The 17,099-nt window shown below is 50.0% G+C and carries 18 protein-coding genes; all 18 read right to left on the reverse strand.

Annotated features, from left to right (window positions below):
- Nucleotides 1–5: 5 nt before the first annotated feature.
- Entirely contained in the window at nt 6–728 is a 723-nt protein-coding gene (locus tag CWO84_RS13785) for a protein phosphatase CheZ (RefSeq protein ID WP_033159406.1), read from the reverse strand.
- Nucleotides 729–745: 17 nt separating this feature from the next.
- The gene (cheY, locus tag CWO84_RS13790; RefSeq protein ID WP_020483669.1) at nt 746–1,132 is read right to left on the reverse strand and encodes a chemotaxis response regulator CheY; all 387 of its coding nucleotides are present in this window, start codon (nt 1,130–1,132) and stop codon (nt 746–748) included.
- A gap of 87 nt (nt 1,133–1,219) precedes the next feature.
- Entirely contained in the window at nt 1,220–1,966 is a 747-nt protein-coding gene (locus tag CWO84_RS13795; protein ID WP_033159407.1) for an RNA polymerase sigma factor FliA, read from the reverse strand.
- A complete protein-coding gene (locus CWO84_RS13800) occupies nt 1,963–2,796 on the reverse strand; it encodes a MinD/ParA family protein (protein ID WP_033159408.1) in 834 nt (277 codons plus the stop codon). The genes CWO84_RS13795 and CWO84_RS13800 overlap by 4 nt, the downstream gene beginning before the upstream one ends.
- A gap of 31 nt (nt 2,797–2,827) precedes the next feature.
- Nucleotides 2,828–4,243, reverse strand: coding sequence for a flagellar biosynthesis protein FlhF (gene flhF, locus CWO84_RS13805; RefSeq protein ID WP_033159409.1), 1,416 nt, complete (start codon nt 4,241–4,243; stop codon nt 2,828–2,830).
- 15 nt (nt 4,244–4,258) lie between these two features.
- Complete coding sequence (flhA, locus tag CWO84_RS13810) at nt 4,259–6,364, reverse strand: flagellar biosynthesis protein FlhA (protein WP_033159410.1); 2,106 nt, start codon at nt 6,362–6,364, stop codon at nt 4,259–4,261.
- Between the two features lie 19 nt (nt 6,365–6,383).
- Nucleotides 6,384–7,511, reverse strand: coding sequence for a flagellar biosynthesis protein FlhB (gene flhB, locus CWO84_RS13815; protein ID WP_101053273.1), 1,128 nt, complete (start codon nt 7,509–7,511; stop codon nt 6,384–6,386).
- Nucleotides 7,512–8,288, reverse strand: coding sequence for a flagellar biosynthetic protein FliR (fliR, locus tag CWO84_RS13820; protein WP_101053275.1), 777 nt, complete (start codon nt 8,286–8,288; stop codon nt 7,512–7,514). It lies immediately after the preceding gene.
- On the reverse strand, nt 8,285–8,557 hold the full coding sequence (fliQ, locus tag CWO84_RS13825) for a flagellar biosynthesis protein FliQ (RefSeq protein WP_020483676.1): 273 nt from the start codon (nt 8,555–8,557) through the stop codon (nt 8,285–8,287). The genes fliR and fliQ overlap by 4 nt, the downstream gene beginning before the upstream one ends.
- A 9-nt stretch (nt 8,558–8,566) precedes the next feature.
- Nucleotides 8,567–9,313 (reverse strand): flagellar type III secretion system pore protein FliP, encoded by a 747-nt coding sequence (gene fliP, locus CWO84_RS13830; protein WP_033159413.1) that lies wholly within the window; start codon nt 9,311–9,313, stop codon nt 8,567–8,569.
- Nucleotides 9,306–9,749: a flagellar biosynthetic protein FliO gene (gene fliO / locus CWO84_RS13835; RefSeq protein ID WP_101053277.1), complete on the reverse strand. Its 444-nt coding sequence runs from the start codon at nt 9,747–9,749 to the stop codon at nt 9,306–9,308. The genes fliP and fliO overlap by 8 nt, the downstream gene beginning before the upstream one ends.
- A complete protein-coding gene (gene fliN, locus CWO84_RS13840) occupies nt 9,749–10,201 on the reverse strand; it encodes a flagellar motor switch protein FliN (protein ID WP_020483679.1) in 453 nt (150 codons plus the stop codon). Before fliN ends, fliO begins: the two co-directional genes overlap by 1 nt.
- Before the next feature lie 18 nt (nt 10,202–10,219).
- The gene (gene fliM / locus CWO84_RS13845) at nt 10,220–11,200 is read right to left on the reverse strand and encodes a flagellar motor switch protein FliM (RefSeq protein ID WP_033159415.1); all 981 of its coding nucleotides are present in this window, start codon (nt 11,198–11,200) and stop codon (nt 10,220–10,222) included.
- The gene (locus CWO84_RS13850; RefSeq protein WP_101053279.1) at nt 11,201–11,749 is read right to left on the reverse strand and encodes a flagellar basal body-associated FliL family protein; all 549 of its coding nucleotides are present in this window, start codon (nt 11,747–11,749) and stop codon (nt 11,201–11,203) included.
- Between the two features lie 283 nt (nt 11,750–12,032).
- Nucleotides 12,033–13,112, reverse strand: coding sequence for a class II fructose-bisphosphate aldolase (fbaA, locus tag CWO84_RS13855; RefSeq protein ID WP_101053281.1), 1,080 nt, complete (start codon nt 13,110–13,112; stop codon nt 12,033–12,035).
- Nucleotides 13,113–13,213: 101 nt separating this feature from the next.
- Nucleotides 13,214–14,200 carry a transaldolase gene (locus CWO84_RS13860; RefSeq protein ID WP_033159418.1) on the reverse strand — a complete coding sequence of 329 codons (987 nt, stop codon included), beginning with the start codon at nt 14,198–14,200 and terminating at the stop codon, nt 13,214–13,216.
- 283 nt (nt 14,201–14,483) lie between these two features.
- Nucleotides 14,484–15,170: a hypothetical protein gene (locus tag CWO84_RS13865; RefSeq protein ID WP_240348115.1), complete on the reverse strand. Its 687-nt coding sequence runs from the start codon at nt 15,168–15,170 to the stop codon at nt 14,484–14,486.
- A gap of 71 nt (nt 15,171–15,241) precedes the next feature.
- Nucleotides 15,242–17,099: transketolase (gene tkt, locus CWO84_RS13870; RefSeq protein ID WP_101053285.1), on the reverse strand; the 1,858-nt coding region annotated here is incomplete at its 5' end.

Genomic DNA, 17,099 nt, shown 5'->3' on the forward strand with positions numbered 1-17,099 from the left:
TTTCCTCAGAAACCTAGACTAGACAGTAAATCGTCAACATCGACCTGACTGGTGGCCACATCACCGGCTCTGTCATCTACTCCGGGGACAACCGGTCCGGGCACTTCGGGCTGCAACGCGGCACCGCTGCTTGACGTAATTTTACGACTGGAAATTTTGATCAGATTCACCATGCTGCCTTCAAGATCCTGCACCAAATCGATAACCCGGCGGATAATCTGCCCGGTAATATCTTGAAACCCTTGCGCCATCAATATATCGCTTAGGCCCGCCTGGATTTTCTCCAGAGACACTTGCGACTGCTCAAAATACTGACTGAGATCGGCGCTCATGGCCTTAAACTCGTCGAACGGCATTTCCCGATCCAAAAAGCGATTCCATTGCGCCGACAATTGTTTAACCTGCCCGTTTAGCTCATCTGATACCGGCAACAACTCTTCAACGGCGGTTAAGGTTTGATCTGCGGCTTGCTCCGTCATCGCGATCACATAATGCAGACGCTCCTTGGCATCCGGTATATCGTGCTCAGCCATGGCTGCTATTTTTGAGTCGACGGAAAAACTCACCATAGTGTCGTGCAATTGGCGAGTTAGGCGGCCAATTTCTTTAAACAATTGTGTTTCTCTTAATCCGGCTACTTGATCAAGAATTTCATCGGCAGCCGCTTCGTCGCACTTTTCTAATGCTGCGACCAAATCTCGGGCCAAACTCAGCAGGTCAGTATTCATGGTAATCTCCCTGTGCTTCAGCCGTCGATGCGTTCAAAAATCTTTTCGATTTTCTCTTTAAGCGTAGCAGCCGTAAAAGGCTTGATGACATAACCATTTACACCGGCCTGTGCAGCCATAATGATTTGCTCGCGCTTGGCTTCAGCTGTGACCATCAACACCGGCAGATTGGCCAAACTGGGAGTAGACCTGACGGCCTTCAATAAATCGATGCCGGTCATGCCCGGCATATTCCAGTCAGTAATCAAAAAATCGATACCGCCTTTTTCCAGAATAGGCAGTGCTGTTTTACCGTCGTCCGCTTCCACGGTGTTGGTAAAACCCAGATCTTTCAACAGGTTTTTTACTATTCTCCGCATTGTCGAAAAGTCATCGACAACCAGAATACGCATATTTTTATCCAAGGATAATCTCCACCCAGATTACTTTATTGTTAAGAAACCGCTAAATTGTGACCAATAATTGCGAAAAATTCCTGCAATAACCACACATTAGCTGCACTTTTCATTATCTTTCCCTTCCACCCAATCCGCAAGTCTAGCGCGTAAGCGCAACATCGCCTGACTACAAATTTGGCTAACCCGCGATTCGCTGACATCAAGCACCTTGCCTATCTCACGCAAATTCAGCTCTTCGTCGTAATACAGCGATATGACTAAGCGCTCCCGTTCCGGTAATTCCGAGATGGCCTTGGCTAGGGCTTTTTGAAAATTCTGTTGGATCAGCACATCTTCCGGCTGCTGATTGCCGTGCACATCATCTATAACACTGTCTTCGCCTTGCACCAATTCTTCGACGCTAAAGGTCTTACAAGACACCGCGTCCTGCAAAATATGATGGTATTCAGTCAGATCGATACCCATATGTCCGGCCACTTCGGTATCCTTGGCATCACGTCCCAGTTGATTCTCAACCTCGCGTATCGCCTCCGCCACCATCCGGGCTTTCTTATGCACCGAACGCGGCGTCCAATCCGAACGGCGCAGTTCGTCCAACATGGCCCCGCGAATCCGGATACCGGCATAGGTATCGAAACTGGCACCCTGCCCAGCATCATAATGTTTCAGCGCTTCCAGCAAGCCCAGCATGCCGGATTGAATCAAATCATCGAGCTGCACCGTATCGGGCAGTCGTCCCATTAAGTGGTAGGCAATGCGTTTTACCAGCGGCGCATGCTGAATGACTAAGGCATCAACATTTCCAGCCTGCACAGCAGCATACATTGCCGCTCCACTCATGCAACATCCTCTTTCGCGCTGTACTGAATCATCCGTTCGACAAAAAACTCCAGGTAGCCGCCCGCTTTGGGCTTGATCGGCCAGCTGTCGATTTTTCGCGCCAAATTCTTAATCGCCAGCGCCGCCTTACTTTGCGGGAATGCTTCCACCACTGGCGTTTGTTTTTGCACGGATTTTTTCAAATATTCGTCCTGCGGCACCGCGCCGACAAACTGCAAGGCCACATCCAAATAACGGTCGGTTACCTTACTCAGCTTATTGAACAAGGCCTGTCCATGCTCAGCCGACTGCACCATATTCGTAATGATATGAAAGCTATTCAACCCGTAATCTCTATTCAACAGCTTGATATACGCATAAGCATCAGCCAACGAGGTGGGTTCGTCGCAAACCACCACGATTATTTCTTGGCAAGCCCGGGCAAAATTCACCACGCTTGCCGAAATACCGGCAGCGGTATCGACGATCAACACATCCAACTCTCGGTCGATTTCGCTAAAAGCCCTTATCACGCCGGCTTGCTCGATACTCGACAAATCGGACATCCGCTGAATACCCGACGACGCCGGAATGATTTTCAGCCCCGAAGGTCCGGTCATCATGATTTCCTTCAAGCTTTTTTCGCCGCTCAATACATGCGACAAATTGAATTCGGGAAACATGCCCAGCAAAATATCGACATTAGCCAAGCCCATATCGGCATCGAGTATCGCCACCCGCCTACCCATTTTAGACAGCGCCACGCCGATATTGACGGAAAGATTGGTTTTGCCAACCCCGCCCTTGCCACTTGTTACCGCGATTACTCGCACCGGTTTCATATGTCTCATTTGTCTAATTCCAGCTGCCTGATCGAATGACTTATGCATGGCTTTCCGCCAGCCAGTCTTCAACATTCACATCGTCGCCATAGCCATGGTCCTGATCGACACTTTCCATACACTGCCGAATCAAAGCATCGGCATCGGGCAAGTAAATATCTTCCGGAACCTGCTGACCGTCAGTGATAAATGACAATGGCATACGCCGCTCGATAATCGCCGACAACGCGGTACCTTTGCTAACTGCCTCATCAAACTTGGTTAGTATAGTCGCTTGTGGTTCGAGTATTCGGAACGCATCCATAATTTCCAGCATTGCTTTGTATTGCGTGGTGGCGGACATCACCAGATAAGAGCGTATAGGCAAATCGCCGTGTTGCAAGGTTTTCAGCTGCTCGGCCAAACGCATATCGCGCTGACTCATGCCGGCGGTGTCGATCAAAATCAGGCGTTTATCGGAAAAACTATTGATATGCCTGCGCAATTCTTCCGCATCACCCGCTACTCTGACCGGCACATCCAAAATTCTGCCGTACGTATTGATTTGCTCGTGCGCGCCTATCCGATAATTATCGGTGGTAATCAGCGCGATCTGCCTGGAACCGTGTTTTAAAATAAATTGCGCAGCCAATTTAGCGACTGTCGTGGTTTTACCGACCCCGGTAGAGCCAACCAACGCGGCGATACCGCCTTGATCCAACAGGTTGTCGTCGGCTATCGGCACCAGTCTGGCCAACATTTCCTGGGCTTTGCCAATGGCCAAATCGAATTGCTTGTGGCTACCCAACCGGTTGGCTATCTTGCCTGCCAAGTTTTTCGAGAAGCCACACTCCAACATCCGGTCGCGCAAATCATCGTGTAAAGGTAGCCCGTGTTGCGGCATTTGCATGACGATATTCGACAGTTTGCTGTCCAACATCGTCCGCAGTTCTTTCATTTCCGCACGCATTTCGTCGATAAATTTATCGCCGTTGTGCGCTTGCACCGGCCGTGGCTCGGTCAACGGTTTGATTTTGGGATCGGCACTTGCCCAGGCTGGTTTTTCAATTTTTTCAACTTGGCGAACTTTTTCGGCGATTTTCTGTGCGTTGTTATGCCCAACCTGGAGTTTTTCGGCATAACCGACGTATTGATCCAGGTTGCGACGGATCGGATTTTCCGGAATGCTGCCTTCCGCGCCGCGTTTTCTGGCGCTGCTTAAAACATGCAGCGATTTCTTTTCGGCTTCGAGATCGGGCAAATCGACTTTTTTAACTTCATTGGGCGGCGATTTTTCGTCTTCGCGTTGCTTGAGATTTTTATGAATGACCTGTTCGTCAAAGTCGCGGGCCGCCACGATTTCCACGCCGCCATCCACCGAACGGTTGGACATAATCACTGCATCGGCGCCCAATTCTTCTTTGACCATGCGCATGGCCTGCCGTATGTCTGCTGCAAAAAAGCGTTTAATTTTCATCGCGCAACCTCTGTTTTATTGTCCCCGCTGTCCCACTGTGGAAACCACCCTGATCTGCCGATCTTGCGGGATTTCATTATAGGCCAGCACATGTAAGCCGGATATCGAATGACGAACGAAGCGAGCCAACCAAGGACGAATATAAGAAGACACCAACAACACTGCGGTTTGTCCTTCCATTTCCATCCTTTGCGCACTTTCCTCCAGGGATTTGTGCATCTGCTCGGCTAGACCCGGTTCTAAACCCGCACCACCTTCGCCCGCCGTCTGCAATGACCTATGCAATATCTGTTCCAATCCAGGATCGAGGGTAATAACCGGAATCTCTGTCTGTACACCATTGATTTCATGGACAATTGAGCGCCCCAAGGCCGCCCGCACCGCTGAGGTCAAGATGTCCGGATCTTGACTCTTCACCCCGTACTCCGCCAAAGTTTCGGCGATGGTTCGTAAATCGCGAATGGAAACCCGCTCTTGCAGCAGATTTTGCAGAACCTTGACCAAAATACCCAAGGGCAAGGTTTTCGGCACCAGATCCTCGACCAGCTTCGGCGCCACTTTGGACAAGTTATCCAGTAACTGCTGCGCCTCCTCGTAACCGAACAATTCATGCGCATTGCTTTGCAGAATATGACTGAGATGCGTGGCCACCACGGTGCTGGGATCGACGACCGTGTAACCCAGAGTTTGCGCTTGGTCTTTTTGATTGGCGTCGATCCAGATCGCATCCAAACCAAACGCCGGATCCTTACAAGGCGCGCCTTGCAAAGTACCGAACACCCGGCCGGGATTAATCGCCATTTCTTTCTCGGGCATGATATTGGCTTCGCCGACGCTCACGCCCATCAAGGAAATCCGGTATTCGGTAGGCGACAAATCCAGGTTGTCCCGAATATGCACCGACGGAATTAGAAAACCCAGCTCTTGCGACAATTTCTTGCGCACACCCTTGATACGCATCATCAATTGCCCGCCCTGATTTCTATCCACCAGCGGAATCAAGCGATACCCCACTTCCAGACCAATCGCATCGACCGGCATCACATCGTCCCAGCCCAATTCCTTGATCTCGGTTTTGGCTAGTTGCTGCGGGGAAACGATGCGCTCCATTTCCAGGGCTTTTTCTTCCTCCAACTTGCGGCGTCTGTCGATCAAATAGGCGCCACCGACCAATGTCAGCGCTAACAGGATAAACACCAGATTCGGCATGCCGGGAATGATACCCAGGATACCCATCACCGCCGCCGTCACCAACAAAGTACGCGGATCTTCGAACAGCTGTGAACTTAACTGTTTACCAATATCCTGCTTGCTGCCGCGAACCCGCGTCACCACCATCGCCGCGGCCACCGACAACAATAGCGACGGAATCTGCGCCACCAAACCGTCACCGATGGTCAGCAACACATAAATATTGGCGGCGTCGGCAAAGCTCATGCCGTGTTGGCCCACGCCTATCGCCAAGCCGCCTATCATGTTCACGAACAAAATGATAATGCCGGCTACCGCGTCGCCACGCACGAATTTACTGGCACCATCCATGGAACCGTAAAAATCGGCTTCGGCGGCCACTTCTTCGCGGCGGGCACGCGCTTCATCCTGGTTGATCAAGCCGGAATTCAAATCGGCGTCGATAGCCATTTGCTTACCCGGCATCGCATCCAAGGTAAAACGGGCGCTCACTTCCGCGACTCGTCCGGCGCCTTTGGTGACCACCATAAAATTGATGACCACCAAAATCGCAAACACCACGATACCGACCGCGAAATTGCCGCCGATGACGAACGAACCGAAGGCTTCAATGACTTTGCCGGCGGCATCTCCGCCCTCATGGCCGCGAATCAACACCACCCGGGTGGAAGCCACGTTCAGGGATAGCCGCAACAAGGTTGCGACCAGAATGACGGTAGGAAATGAGGCAAACTCCAGCGGCTTGAGGGTGTAAATCACCACCAACAAGATGATCAGCGAAAACGCGATATTGAAGGTAAAAAACAGATCCAGCACAAACGGCGGCAGCGGCAAAATCAACAACGCCAGCAACATCACGATCAATAGTGGCGCGCCCAAGCCCAAGCCGGTCAGCGCCTTAAGTGAGTTGAGTATTTTCGTAAAATCCATAATTCAGCTCGATACCGGGCTATTGCTTAAAGTCGTCGGGTACTTGCACATCGGTAGGCGGAACCGGTTTGTTCCAGCCGTGTTGCGTCGAAGCCCGTAATTGAAAAACATAGGCCAATACTTGAGCGACGGCTAAGAATAAGCCGCGCGGTATTTCCTGATTCAGGTCGGTGGAGTAATACAAAGCCCTGGCCAACGAAGGCGCTGCCACCAAGGGTACTTGCGAGGCCATTGCCAGCTGACGAATCTGCGCGGCAACTAAATCCGTCCCCTTGGCAACCAGCAAAGGTGCGCCATTGCCGTTTTGATCGTATTTTAAGGCTACCGCGAAATGGGTAGGATTGGTGACGATGACGTCGGCACTAGGCACCGCATCCATCATCCGCCGCTGCGCGGCCTCCATCTGCATGCGGCGGATTTTGCCTTTAACTTCCGGATTACCCTCTTGATCCTTAGCCTCGTCCCGAACTTCCTGCTTGGTCATTTTCAGTTGGCGCTGGTGATTCCATAACTGATAGGGGGCATCCAGCATTACCAACAATAAAAAGGTAGCACTCAAAATCACTAAACAAAAGGAAATAATATCGCCGACATGATGGATGGCTTGATCGAGCGGCAAGCGGCTCAAGCCCATGAAATCGTCGAAGTACAGTTTGAATAAATTCCAGGAGACAATCGCAACCAGTATGGTTTTGATGATGGCCTTGACCAATTCGACCAAGCCTTGAATCCCGATGATTTTTTTTATCCCAGTCAGCGGATTAAGCTTGGAAAACTTCATTTCGAAGGCTTCGCTGGTAAAGTTCCAACCACCCAACATCATCGCCGCCGCCAAATCGGCAACCACCAATACCACCAAAAACGGCAGGATTACCCACAAACCTTCGGCAAACGCTGCCTTCAGATAAATCAGCGGAGTCGCCGGATCGAACACAGCCTCCCGCGACAACTGCAAGGGATGCTTCATCATCTCCAGCATACTGCGCCACATGCCTTGCCCGAAATAGAAAAACAGCGCCGAACTGGTAATCAACGTTACAAAAGTGTTGAGTTCCTTGGAACGGGGAATCTGGCCTTTTTTACGCGACTCGCTGAGTCGCTTGCCGGTGGGGTCTTCGGTTTTATCTTGACCGGAATCTTCCGCCATTTATTGCAACCTCAATAATGCATGGACCAGCGCGAAGCCGTTGTGCAGCATATCGCTAAAACCTTCCAGCATGGTCGGCAGGCCAATCCAGATTAAGCCCATACCCAGCATGATGGTGATAGGGAAGCCGACGCCGAATATCTGTAGCTGCGGCGCGGCTTTTGACGCCACACCGAAGCTGATGTTGACGAATAACAAGGTCGCCATCACCGGCATAGCCAGTAGCAGACCATCAGCAAATATCAGACTGCTCCAACTGATTACTCGCCACACATCGCTCTTATCCATACCCATACTGCCGACCGGTAATGTATGGAAGCTTTGCGCCAACATCTCGATCAGCAATAAATGGCCATCCACCGCTAAAAACAACAAGCTGCCGCTAATCACAAATAGTTGGGCGATCACCGGCACCTGCACCCCAGTTGCCGGATCGACCATGGATGCAAAGCCCAAACCCATGCTGTAAGCGATAGTCTGTCCGGCAAACAACATGATGGAAAACACCATTTGCAGGATGAAGCCTGTGGTCAGCCCCAAGGCGACTTGCTGTACCGCCACCATAAACCCTTGGTAGCTAAATATTTCAATATCCGGCATCGCCGGCAAAGTTGGCATAATGACCCAGGTAATCAATAGGCTGGCGATTAATCTTACTTTGGCCGGCACCGCTTTAACGCTAAAAACCGGCACGGTGATGAACATGGAACTGATGCGAAAGAATGGCCAGACAAACGAAGCAAGATACCGCAGTAGCTCGTCTTCGCCGAAGTTCATCCTATTAGCGTAGGAATATCGCGCATCAAATCTTGGAAATAATCGATGAGCATTTGTAACATGCCGGGACCGGCTATCATCAACACGGCGATAATAGTCGCCAGCTTGGGGATAAAGGTCAGAGTCTGTTCTTGAATCGAAGTCGCCGCCTGGAACATGGACACCAGCAAACCAACAACCAAGGAGGCAATCAGGATAGGACCCATTAATTTCAAGGAAATCAATACGGTGTCCTGGGCTATTGCCGAGATGGTTTCCGGTGTCATCATCGGCTTGGCCTATACGTAAAAGCTGGCTGCCAGCATTTCCATCACCATGGTCCAACCGTCCGCCAGCACAAACAACATAATCTTGAACGGCAACGACACGATCATCGGTGACAGCATCATCATACCCATAGACATCAATACACTGGCTACCACTAGATCGATGACCAGGAACGGCAGAAAAATTAGAAAGCCTATCTGAAACGCGGTTTTCAATTCGCTAGTCACATAAGCCGGCACCAACAAGGAAAACGGCACATCTTCCGGTTTGTCAATTTGTTCACGTCCGGAGATACGCACAAAGGTATCCAGATCCGCCTCGCGGGTTTGCTTGAGCATGAACTGTTTAAACGGCTCGGAGGCATTTTGTAAGGCAGTCACAGCGTCAATTTTTTCTTCCATATACGGCTGCACAGCGGTTTCATTAACCTTTTCCAACACCGGCATCATAATGAAGATAGTGAGAAACAGAGATAACCCCAGCAACACTTGATTGCTTGGCGCTTGCGCGGCACCTATGGCTTGGCGAAGCAAACCCAATACAATCATGATCCGGGTGAAAGACGTCATCGATAACAACAATGCCGGCAATAAGGTCAGCATAGTCATCAACGCTAAAATCTGGATGGTAACCGTATAGGTTTCGCCGCCTTTGGGGTTGCTAGTCACCGTAATAGCATCTATGCCTACTGCGGCGTAAACAGCTTCCGGCAAAAACAGTAAGCCTATTATCAGGCAGGAAAAAATCAACTTAATCATGGTGCTTACCTTGCATGACCTGCAGCAATTTCTTGGCAAATAAGCTGGCTTCCTGCCCGTCTGCGCTATTCATAAACAAGCGCTGGTCGCCTTCAAGCTCAAGCAGTTTATCGATACGCCCGCCACTAACGCCTAACAGTAGCTGTTTTTCACCGACTTTAACCAACACCAATTTTTCACGCATACCCAATGACAATCCGGCCAGCACTGCCAACTGACTTTTACCGACAAAAGCCAAACTGCCGCTTTTACGTAATAGCCACACCGACAGAAAAAATAGCGCCAACACCAATAGCAACGCCAACAGCCATTGTGCGACATCCCCGGAAGTCACTACTTTCGCGGTCTGCCTGGGCAACGTAGCCGCTTCGTCAGCCCATGCAACAGGTGCAATCAATACCGAAATAATTTGGGTAGCCAGGCGAGATACAGACATCAGCCGAGCTTTCTGACTCGTTCCGACGGACTGATAATGTCGGTCAGCCGAATACCAAACTTGTCGTTAACCACCACAACTTCGCCGTGAGCAACTAAAGTACCATTCACCAATACATCCATCGGTTCGCCGGCAAAACGATCCAGCTCTACAACCGAGCCCTGGTTTAGCTGCAATAAATTGCGGATATTAATTTTGGTTCGACCGATCTCCAGCGACACGGTCACCGGCACATCGAGAATGACGTCCAGCTTGACTTCATCGCTGCTGGGACCGTTATTTCTGGATTTTTGCTCGCTAAACTCGGGAAACTCCGCTGCGGCAAAACCTTGCTGAGAGCTCTTTGCGGCGTTTGCTTGTTCCTTCAGTGCATCGCCCCAATCAGCTTCAGCATCAGCTTGCTCGTTCATCGCTGCGGCCCAGTCGTCACCGATTTCGTCGTTTTCACTCATGCTTATCCTTCCCTGCTGTCAAATATTATCCAGCGTCATTTTTTCTGTAATTTCGATGGCGTAGTTACCATCGGAAAGCCCTAATTTGCCCCGAAAAACCGGCACATCCTCAACTTCGAGTAATACGGTTTCCGGCATTTCTATAGGAATCACATCGCCTTTTTTAAGCTCAATCACTTCGCTGATAGACATTTCTTTTTCTATCAGTTTACTGTTGACGACCACTTCGCTACGCATAATTTCAACTCTTAGCGAATCTTGCCAACGCCCATCCACCTCACCTCGGTCGCTGGTTACCGCATCCAGCAATTCTCTGATAGGCTCAATCATGGAGTAAGGCATTGCAATATTGATATCGCCGCCGCCGCCCTCCAACTCCACATGGATAGTGGAAATCACCACGATTTCCGAAGGGCTGACAATGTTGGCGAATTGCGGGTTGACTTCTGAATTGATGTATTCAAAGTCAATATCCATCACGGGTTTCCAGGCTTCGGCTAAATCCTTGAAAATCATGTCGATGATCAGCCGAATAATGCGCATTTCGGTCGGCGTGAACTCCCTGCCTTCGACCTTGTTATAAAACTGGCCGCCACCGCCGAAAAAGTTATCGACAGCGGTAAACACCAATCGCGGCTCCATCACGATCAATGCCCGCCCGCGTAAAGGTGACATCCGAATCACATTCAAATTAGTCGGTACGAATAAGCCCTGAATGAATTCGGAAAACTTCTGTACTTGAATCCCGGATACGGAGATTTCCGCGGCACGCCGCAAAAAGTTAAATAAAGCTATCCGAAAATGGCGAGCGAAGCGCTCGTTGACCATTTCCAAGGTGGGCATCCGCCCCCGAACAATCCGTTCCTGACTGTTAAAATCATAGACTCTCGCTGTGCCTCGACTGTAGTCTTCATCAGCCCCTGTATCGACGTCGCCATCGTCCACGCCATGCAGTAGCGCATCGATTTCGTCTTGTGATAATAGATCGGCGGTTGACATTTATTGCATTACAAATTCAGTGAAGTACACATCTTTAACGGTGTTTTTACCGGCCATTTTTTCCAAAACTTTACCAATTTCGGCTTGCATCATGGTTTTTAACTCTTGTTTTCCTTCCAAGGTTTTCGCCTTTTCCGCACCCACCGCACTGATGGCCATCAACAAATTGTTGCGTATCATCGGCTCATGTTTTTTCATTGCATCCTTACTCGCCTCACCTTTCATCAGTATTGTCAGGGATATTCTGATCACTTTTGCGCCGGAGCTGGCGGGGAAATTAACCAATAAGGGGCTTGGTAAATCATAATAAACATCAGGCTCAGCGACTTTTTCGTGGCCGGCCTCTTCTTCATGCGCGGCTTCATCCTTGTGCTCCGCCTTGTCATGCTTGGCATCGCCTTCTTCCTTATGCTCGGCGTCGGCCGGCTTATTCAGAAAGAAGTAAGCCCCGCCTCCCGCGCCAGCCAAAACCAAGACAACCGCGACGATTATTATGATTATTTTCTTGGAAGACTTCTTACCTTCTTCTTTCCCATGGGCTTCTGCCATTTTCCACCTTTTAAATTTTTACAGCACAATACGCGCCAAAATATTCAAGCTCAATCAGACCACTGTACGAAAATCAGCTGGATTTGATCATACAAGAAAAAACATCGTTTTAGAATAATAGTATAGCCGTCACTGGAAAGCAGTTAGGCAAAAAGCGGAGCTCAGGTATGCGAAAAATACCTGGAGGAATTGTAGCTGTTAAGTCAAATTTTTGACTCAGCTTGTGGATGTTTTGCAGAAAGAACTGCAAAGACCTCACGGCCTTTGCAGCTTTATCAAGATATTACAGCGAATTAACTGCGTTTAATTCTTGGAAGGCTTGCTCTAAACGAGTCACCATGCCAACTTGGCCGGCACGTTGCCAAACACGTGGGTCATAGTATTTTTTGTTCGGTTTATCGGCACCTTCCGGGTTACCGATTTGACTTTGCAAATAGCCTTCGTTCTTTTTGTAAAACTCCATCACACCGGCCCAGCTAGCCCATTGGGTATCGGTATCGATGTTCATTTTAACGACGCCGTAGCTGATGGATTCTTTAATTTCTTCAGGAGAAGAACCTGAACCGCCATGGAATACGAAGTTCAAACTGTTATGCGGCAGACCGAATTTCTCTGAAACATACTTTTGTGAGTTGTCCAAAATTTTCGGCGTCAATTTGACGTTGCCTGGAGAGTAAACACCATGCACGTTACCGAATGACGCGGCAATTGTGAAACGATGGCTGATTTTGCTCAGGTGCTCGTAAGCGTAAGCAACATCTTCCGGCTGGGTATACAAAGCAGAATGATCCATGCCGCTGTTGTCGACGCCGTCTTCCTCGCCACCGGTACAACCCAGTTCGATTTCCAGAGTCATACCCATTTTGGACATGCGCTCCAGATACTTACCGCAGATTTCAATGTTTTCTTGCAAGCTTTCTTCGGAAAGATCCAGCATGTGCGAGCTGAACAAAGGCTTGCCGGTTGCAGCGAAGAATTTTTCACCTTCATCCAGCATGCCGTCTACCCATGGCAGCAATTTTTTTGCCGCGTGATCTGTATGCAAAATAACAGGTACGCCATACAGTTCCGCCATGCGGTGAACATGGTGAGCACCGGAAATGGCGCCAACGATAGAGCAACCTTGGCCTTCCAGTTTCAGACCTTTACCAGCAACGAATGCGGCACCGCCATTAGAAAATTGAATGACGACAGGTGACTTGGCTTTTGCTGCCGCTTCCAATACCGAGTTAATGGTATCGGTGCTGATGACGTTTACAGCCGGCAACGCAAAATTATTTTCTTTGCAGATAGCAAAGATTTTTTGTACATCTTCACCGGTGACAACACCCGGCTTAACAACATCAAATATTTTTTGTGGCATAAATTTTATCCTGTTAATAACAAATCAAGGCCGCGTACTCGATTCGGCGGCCTTGCAAATCTTAAACAACCGAGCGCCTGCACTCGGCGGCTAGACCAAGATTAGGCTTCCAAGGCAGCCAAACGGTCCGACAACAATTTTTCCAGTGCTTCCAGCGCTTTGGCGAAACCATCGATACCTTCGGCCAATTTTTCTTTAGCCATCCGGTTTTCTTCATGCATGCGGTCAAAAGTGGCTTTATCGACTGAAATTTTTTCGATTGAAGCTGTTGCTGCTTTGGCAGGATCCAGTTTGCGCGGCAAGTCACCTTCAACGGATTGCAACTCTGCCAATAAAGACGGCGCGATGGTCAACAAATCGCAGCCCGCCAATTCGGTGATCTCGCCGATGTTACGGAAGCTGGCGCCCATGACTTCGGTTTTGTAGCCGAATTTTTTGTAGTAGTTATAGACTTCGGTCACTGACAATACACCTGGATCTTCAGCAGGCGCATAAGAATCACGGCCGGTGTCTTTTTTATACCAGTCTAAGATACGGCCAACGAATGGTGAAATCAGTGTTATGCCGTTTTCCGCACAAGCAATCGCTTGGTGTAAACCGAACAACAATGTCAGGTTGGTGTGAATACCTTCTTTTTCCAATACGGCGGCAGCTTGAATGCCTTCCCAGGTAGCAGCGATTTTAATTAAAACGCGCTCTTTTGAAATGCCTGCAGCTTCGTATTGAGCGATCAAGTCGCGACCTTTAGCGATGGTGGCTTCGGTATCGTAAGACAAGCGCGCATCGACTTCAGTCGATACACGACCTTCAACGATTTCCAGAATTTTCAAGCCAAAAGACACGGCCAAACGATCAAATGCCAGGGTCACAACTTCTGCAGCCGAAGCAGCGGCACCCAATGTTGCTCTTGCACCTTTCAAAGTATCGTCAACAATTCCTTGATATTGCGGCATTTGTGCAGCAGCGGTGATCAAAGAAGGATTGGTGGTTGCATCGCGCGGTTTGAAAGTTTCGATCGCTTGAATATCACCGGTATCGGCGACAACCACAGTTATTTCACGGAGTTGTTCGAGTAAATTTTTTGCCATAGGATTATCCTCAGATGTGTTGTTAATTTTTCCCCCTCGTTTGAACCGAGCTTTACAAGCAAAAGATGTTCAGCAATTCTTGCAGGAGATTGATTGCAAAAGAGTCCCTGGTGATGAAACTCTATTTTTAGCTATATTGATAAGACTGAATCGCCACTTGGCATATATTCAAAGCCGGAACACACGCTTTAAAACATACGAAGTGGCGATCATTTAAATCTACCGGTTCAGAGTTAACGCTTAACCCTTAAGTTCCAGCAACCGCATCAGGAATCAGATGCTATTAAGCTTTATCACGTAAATACTTTTCCACGCCAGTCGCTTTCGCAGCGGCAGCTTCCCGATCTCTTACGATTTGCTTTGCCATGTATTTGGCAACACCGGTAGCAGGATTGGAATCTTGTTTTTCCAAGTATTTGGCAACGCCGGTTTTATTCGCACCCATTTTTTCCAGATACTTTTCAACGCCGGTTGCGCCAGATGAAACTTGGTAATCATCAGCTGAAGAACCTTTGGCACTTTTAGGCGATTTTTTGTTGTAGATAAAAAATCCGGCTACAGCCAACAAAATTAAACCAATGTAGGAAAAATCAGAGGACGCAGCCTTTTCTGTTTGTATCACATCTACCGCTGCTTCCGCAGAAGTTGTGGAGGCAGCAGATGACGAACTTGACGATTTGGCCGCACTTGGTGCTGCAGAGCTGTGCTTGTAGTCAGCATCGCTATATAACACTTTAGGTTGAAAATTCGTCGCTGGGAAAGCTGGATCCGCTTCAACTTCTTTTACAGCTGGTTTCGCTGCAGGTGCTGTGGCAGCCGCAGGGGCAGCTTTGCTGTCGTTATATTCAGGATTGGTATAGAGTACCTTTGGCTGATAATCAGCCGCCGGATAATCCGATCCCGCCATAGCTAAGGAACTGGTCAGCATTAGAGCTGCCATCACGCCTTTCGTTAATTCATTTCTTTTCACGTCTATCACCTATGCTGTTAGAAACGTGAGGCTTCGATCATTTAATCCAAACCTCACCTAAGTTTACAAAATTAAAGAACGGCTTCCACATTAGCGACGACATTGTCCACGGTAAAGCCGAACTCTTTGAAGAGCTGACCTGCCGGGGCCGATTCGCCGAAACGGTCCAATCCTACGACTCTACCCGCGCTGCCGGCGTATTTCCACCAGCCGTCGGTTACTCCCGCTTCTACTACCACGCGCTGGGTCACGCTTGGCGGCAATACGCTGTCTTTGTAAGCTTGATCTTGCGCTTCGAAGACGTTGGTAGACGGTAGTGACACCACGCGGATTTTTTTGCCTTTCGCGCTCAATGCGTCAGCGGCTTTCAACGCCAATTCCACTTCGGATCCGGTGGCGATGATGATGGCTTCCGGCGCGCCGTCGCTGTCTTTCAGGATGTAGCCCCCTTTGCTGATCGCGTCAATTTGTGCGGCGGTGCGAGGCACGTGCGGCAGGTTTTGACGAGAGAAGATCAGGGTGCTCGGTCCATCTTGACGTTCGATAGCGGCTTTCCAGCAAACGGCCGACTCGACGGCGTCGCAAGGACGCCAGACGTGCATGTTGGGAATCATGCGCAGGGTGGCGGTTTGTTCGACCGGTTGGTGGGTCGGGCCGTCTTCGCCCAGACCGATGGAGTCGTGGGTGTAAACGAAGATGGTCGGGATTTTCATCAACGCGGCCATGCGCAGGGCGTTACGGGCGTATTCCGAGAACATCAGGAAGGTGGCGCCGTAGGGTTTGAAGCCGCCGTGCAGGGTGATGCCGTTCATGATGGCGGACATACCGAATTCACGCACACCGTAGTAGGCGTAGTTGCCGTCGAAGCCCGGTTGGTTGACGTCTTTGCAGCCGGACCACAGGGTCAGGTTGGAGCCCGCCAAGTCGGCAGAGCCGCCCAGCAGTTCGGGCAACAAGGGGCCAAAGCCGTTCAAGGTGTTTTGTGAGGCTTTGCGGCTGGCGATGGTTTCGCCTTTGGCATCCACCGCAGCGATAAACGCTTTGGATTTTTCAGCCCAATCGGCAGGCAGTTGGTTTTTGATCACGCGACGTTCAAATTCGGCCGCGAGTTCAGGATGTGCGGCTTTGTAAGCGGCAAATTTGGCGTTCCAGGCGCTTTCCAGCGTGGCGCCTTTGGCGTTGGCATCCCAACCGGCTTTGATGTCAGCAGGAATGTCGAACGGCGCATGCGGCCAACCCAGGTTTTCACGGGTCAAGGCAATTTCAGCTTCACCTAAGGCTGCACCATGGCATTCTTCTTTGCCTTGTTTGTTCGGCGAACCGAAGCCGATGGTGGTTTGGCAGCAGATGATAGAAGGCTTGTCGGTGACTTTTTTGGCTTCTTCAATCGCGGCTTTGACGGCGTCGGGGTTGTGGCCGTCGACTTTAGGAATGACATGCCAGCCGTAGGCTTCAAAGCGTTTCGGAGTGTCGTCGAGGAACCAGCCGGCAACGTTGCCATGACCACGGACTTCGCCGTCGATGGAGATGTTGTTGTCGTCGTAGAAGGCGATCAGTTTACCCAGTTTCATGGAGCCGGCCAGGGAGCAGGCTTCGTGGGAGATACCTTCCATCAAGCAACCGTCACCCAGGAATACGTAGGTGTGGTGGTCGACGATGTCGTGACCGGGACGGTTGAATTGGCCGGCCAGGGTGCGTTCGGCCAAGGCGAAACCGACGGCATTGGTGATGCCTTGTCCCAAGGGCCCTGTGGTGGTTTCCACACCTTCGGTGTAACCGTATTCAGGGTGTCCTGGGGTTTGCGAGTGCAGTTGGCGGAACTGTTTCAGTTCTTCGATCGGCAGGTTGTAGCCAGCCAAGTGCAGCAAGGAATAAATCAGCATGGAGCCGTGACCGTTGGACAGGATGAAGCGGTCGCGGTTGGGCCAT

The sequence above is a fragment of the Methylomonas sp. Kb3 genome, from assembly GCF_002834115.1.
In the GTDB taxonomy this organism is placed as follows: Bacteria; Pseudomonadota; Gammaproteobacteria; order Methylococcales; family Methylomonadaceae; genus Methylomonas; species Methylomonas defluvii.